Below are 4,822 nucleotides of genomic sequence, written 5' to 3' on the forward strand. Positions count from 1 at the left end.
GTTTGAGGTTGACTCGCGCGCGCAGTTCGACGCGCTGATCGAAGCGCTGCGCAAGGTCATCGCGCGGCATGACGCGCTGCGCACCGCGATCCTGTCCGAGAACCTGAGTGTTCCGGTGCAGGTCGTCTATCGCCAGGTCGATCTGAGTATTGACATGGTGGAGCTGGGCGATAGCGCCGATGCGCGGAGCGCGCTCGTCGGCCGCTTCTATCGTCCGATGGACCTGGCCGTCGCGCCGATGCTGCGCGTTAGCGCGGCGCAGTCCCCGCAGTCCTCCAAGGTCTATGTGCTGTTACATGCCCACCATCTGATCGAGGACGTGACCTCGCAGCTGATGCTGGTGTCGGAGGTGCAGGCCCATCTCGCCGGCAGCATCGACCACCTTGCGCCGCCCGTGCCTTACCGAGAATTCGTGGCCCATGCGCTGCACCAGGCCAGCAACAACGATGCGCAAGCCTACTTCAGCAAGGTGCTGGGCGATGTGACCGAGCCAACGGCACCGTTCAATCTGCTCGACGTACACGGCGACGGCAGAGATATGACGGAAGGGCACAAGGTGCTCGACGCGGCGCTTGCCAATGCGATCCGCCAACTGGCGAAGCAGCGCAAGACCAGCCCGGCGACCTTGTTCCATGCGGCGTGGGCGCTGGTGGTTGGTGCCTGCAGCGCGCGCGACGACGTGGTGTTTGGTACCGTGCTGTCCGGGCGCCTGCAAGGCACGGTGGGTGCGCGCAATATGCTGGGCATGTTTATTAACACGTTGCCGTTACGGATGAAGCTGGACGGCATCAGCGTGGACGCACTGGTGGCGCAGACCGAAGCGGCGCTGCGCGAGATGCTGCCATATGAACAGGCGCCGTTGTCGTTGGCCCAGCGCTGCAGCGCCATGGAACCGTCCGCGCCCCTATTTACCACCTTGATAAACTATCGGCACAGCGCCCTGAACCAGGAGACCGCGCAGGCGGAATCGGGTGGAATCGGATTGCTGCGCTCGGAGGAGCGCACCAACTATCCACTCAGTCTGGCGGTGGATGACTGGGGCGACGACTTCGTGCTGGCCGTGCAGGGCAATGCGCAGGCCGCGCCAGGCCGTATTTGCGGCTATATGCAGACGGCGCTGGAGAATCTGGTGCTGGCATTGGTGCAGGCGCCGCGCACGCCGGCGACCGCCGTGGAAGTGCTGCCGTCGCAGGAACGCCAGCAACTGCTGGTGGAATGGAATAGCACCGCGCAGGCTTACCCGCATGGGCAGACCTTGCACGGACTGTTTGAAGAACAGGCGCAGCGCAGCCCTGAATCGGTGGCCCTGGTGTTCGGGGACCAGTCCCTGACTTACCGCGAGCTTAACGCGCGCGCCAACGGTCTGGCGCATCATCTGATACGACTGGGTGTTGGCCTTGACGACCGTGTCGCCATCTGCGTCGAACGCAGCATCGACATGATCGTCGGTCTGCTGGGCATCCTAAAGTCGGGGGCCGCGTATGTGCCACTCGATCCGGTTTACCCGACCGACCGCCTGGCTTATGTAATGGAGGACTGCCAACCGGTCGCACTGCTGACCCAAGCCCGCCTGCGGGATCGCCTTGGCCTGTTCCAGGGCGTGCATCTTGCATGCCCGGTGCTGACGCTCGATGCGGACCGGCTGGATGATGCGGCTGGCGAGGCGTGGCCTGGCAATCCGGAACCATCCCGGCTCGGTCTTAGCGCGCGCAACCTGGCCTACGTAATCTACACGTCTGGCTCGACCGGCGCGCCGAAAGGGGTGATGATCGAGCACGCCAGCGTGGTCAACCTGATCCTCAGCTGTATCGACTGCTATGCGCTGACCAGCCAGGACCGTGTGCTGCAATTTGTATCTTTCGGTTTCGACAGTTCGATTTCGGAAATCTTCCCCGCTTTGTCGGTCGGGGCAAGAGTCGTATTGCGCCCCGCCGAATTGAAGGTGCCGGACGAGCACTTCGTCCGCTTCCTGCAGCAGCAGGGTATCACCATGACGGACGTGCCGACGGCGTTCTGGCATCTGTGGACGCAGGAGGTGCAGGCCGGGCGTTGTCTGCCGGGCCAGGCGCTGCGCCTGGTCGTGACCGGCGGAGAAAAGGCCGACCTGCGGCATCTGGCCGGTTGGTTAGGCGCTGCGGGGCTGTCGCAGGGGCGCTGGCTGAATACTTATGGTCCGACGGAAGCGACTGTACATGCGACAACGATCTCCTTTGACGGCAAGTCGCCGCTGCCGAAACAGGACATCCCGATCGGCAAACCGATTGCCAATGCGCGCGTCTATATCCTCGATTCCCACCTGCGGCCGGTTCCGGTCGCGGTGGCTGGGGAAATTTATATCGCCGGTGCGGGCGTGGCGCGAGGCTATCTGAATCGCCCGGAACTGACGGCGGAACGATTCATCTCCGACCCGTTCGGCGGCCAGCATGGTGCGCGCATGTACAAGACGGGTGATCTGGGCCGTTGGCTGGCCGACGGCAATATCGAATACTTGGGCAGGAATGATTTCCAGGTCAAGTTGCGCGGCTTCCGCATCGAACTGGGCGAAATCGAGACAAGGATCGCGCGGCACGAAGATGTGAAGGACGCGATGGTGATCGTGCGCGAGGATATCGTCGGCGACAAGCGTCTGGTGGCCTACCTGACTGTGGTGGATGGGCGCGACGTTACCGCTGCCGCGCTGCGCGAACACCTGCAGGCGAGTCTGCCGGAATACATGGTACCGGGCGCCTTCGTGGTGTTGGAGCGATTCCCGCTCACGCCAAACGGCAAGATCGACCGCAAGGCCCTGCCAGCACCGGACCAGTCCGCGCTGGCAACAGGGGAGTATGAAGCGCCGCAAGGTGAAGTGGAAGAAACGCTGGCCCGCATCTGGCAGGAACTGTTGGGTGTCGAGCGAGCAGGGCGCCACGATAATTTCTTTGAGTTGGGCGGCCATTCGCTGCAGGCAGTGCGGGTGGTGTCGCAGCTGCGGCAGGCACTGGGCATCGAAGTGGCGCTGCGCGACGTCTTCATGGCGCCGACCCTGGAAGGACTGGCGCACGTGGCGGCACATGCCGCAGCGGCGTCCCTGCCGCCAATCGGCGTGGCCGAGCGCGGCGCGCCGGTGCCGCTGTCGTGGGCGCAGCAGCGTCTGTGGTTCCTGGACCGGTTCGACCAGGCGGCCGGTGCGGCCTATCATCTCCCTGCCGCGCTCAGGTTGCGCGGCACGCTCGATGTTGCGGCCCTGGGCCGCACGTTGGACCGCATGGTGACGCGTCACGAAAGTCTGCGCACCACGTTCGCGAACATCGACGGCCAGGTGGTGCAGCTGTTCGCCCCCGACAATGCCGGCTTTATGCTGGAACAGTTCGACCTGAGCGCCCTGGTGGGCCACGAGCAGGAAGCCGCAGTGGCACGGCAGGCCGTGGATGAAGCAGTCCGTCCGTTCGACCTGTCAGCCGGCCCGCTGGTCCGGGGCCGCCTGCTCAGGCTTATGCAGGACGAGTACGTTTTGCTGGTGACCCAGCATCACATCATCTCGGACGGCTGGTCGATTAATGTGCTGGTGCGCGAAGTGAGCGCGCTGTACACGGCGTTCAGCCAGGGCCAGGCAGATCCGCTGCCGCCGCTGGCAATCCAGTATGCCGACTATGCGGTATGGCAGCGTAACTGGCTGCAGGGCGAGGTGCTGGAGCGTCAGCTCGGCTACTGGAAGGAGCGGTTGGCGGGCGCGCCGGCGCTGCTGGAGCTGCCGACCGACCGACCGCGTCCGGCCGTGCAGAGCTACGCGGGCGGCATGGTGCCGTTCGCGCTGTCGGCAACGATAACGGAAGGACTGCGGGCGCTGGGGCGCCGTCATGGAGCGACCCTGTTCATGACCCTGCTGTCGGGCTGGGCGTTGCTGCTGTCGCGCCTGTCGGGGCAGGACGATATCGTGATCGGCACGCCGGTGGCGAACCGGCAGCGCAAGGAGGTCGAACCGCTGATCGGCTTCTTCGTCAATACGCTGGCCCTACGGGTCAGGCTGGAGGACGACCCGAGCGTGGCGCAGTTGCTGGAGCAGGTGAAGGCGAATACGCTGGACGCCTACGCGCATCAGGACCTGCCGTTCGAGCAGGTGGTCGAAGCGCTGCAGCCGGTGCGCAGCATGAGCCACAGCCCGGTTTTCCAGGCTATGCTGGCCTTGAACAACACGCCGAATGATGGAGAGCTGTCGCTACCGGGACTGACGCTGTCTTCGGTGGACGCGCCCAGTACGACGACCCACTTCGACCTGTCGCTGGCGGTGACCGAAGCGGGCGATGTCCTGCACGGCGCGCTTGAATACGCCACCGATCTGTTCGATACCGCCACGATCGAGCGCTGGATTGGCTATTTCCAGCGCACCCTCGAGAGCATGGTGACTGACGAGCAGCAGCCGGTGCATGTGCTGAACCTGATGGACGAGCAGCAGCGACACCAGGTGGTTGTCGATTTCAACCACACGCAGCGCGACTATCCCCGCGAACGCTTAGTACATCAACTATTCGAGGAGCAAGCCGGACGCAACCCGGACAAGATGGCTGTGGTATGCGAAGCGCATACGGTAAGCTACGCAGAGCTGAACCGTCGTGCCAACCAAGTTGCACACGCTCTGCAAGAAATGGGCGTCAAGCCTGATGATCGTGTGGGCTTATGTCTGGAGCGGAGCATCGAGGTAGTGGTGGGATTGCTCGGTATTCTAAAGGCTGGCGGGGCCTATGTACCGTTAGATCCAGAGTATCCGCAGGAGCGGCTCTCTTATATGCTGGAGGACAGCGCGCCGGTCGCGATCGTGACTAGGGCAGGCCTATTGCCCGGGTTG

1 protein-coding gene is annotated in these 4,822 nt (G+C 63.9%); it reads left to right on the top strand.

Annotation, left to right across the window (positions count from 1 at the left end):
- Positions 1–4,822: non-ribosomal peptide synthetase (locus O3298_RS29050; protein WP_305061194.1), on the top strand; the 4,822-nt coding region annotated here is incomplete at both ends.

The sequence above is a fragment of the Janthinobacterium sp. SUN137 genome, from assembly GCF_030587265.1.
Classification (GTDB): Bacteria; Pseudomonadota; Gammaproteobacteria; order Burkholderiales; family Burkholderiaceae_D; genus Janthinobacterium; species Janthinobacterium kumbetense.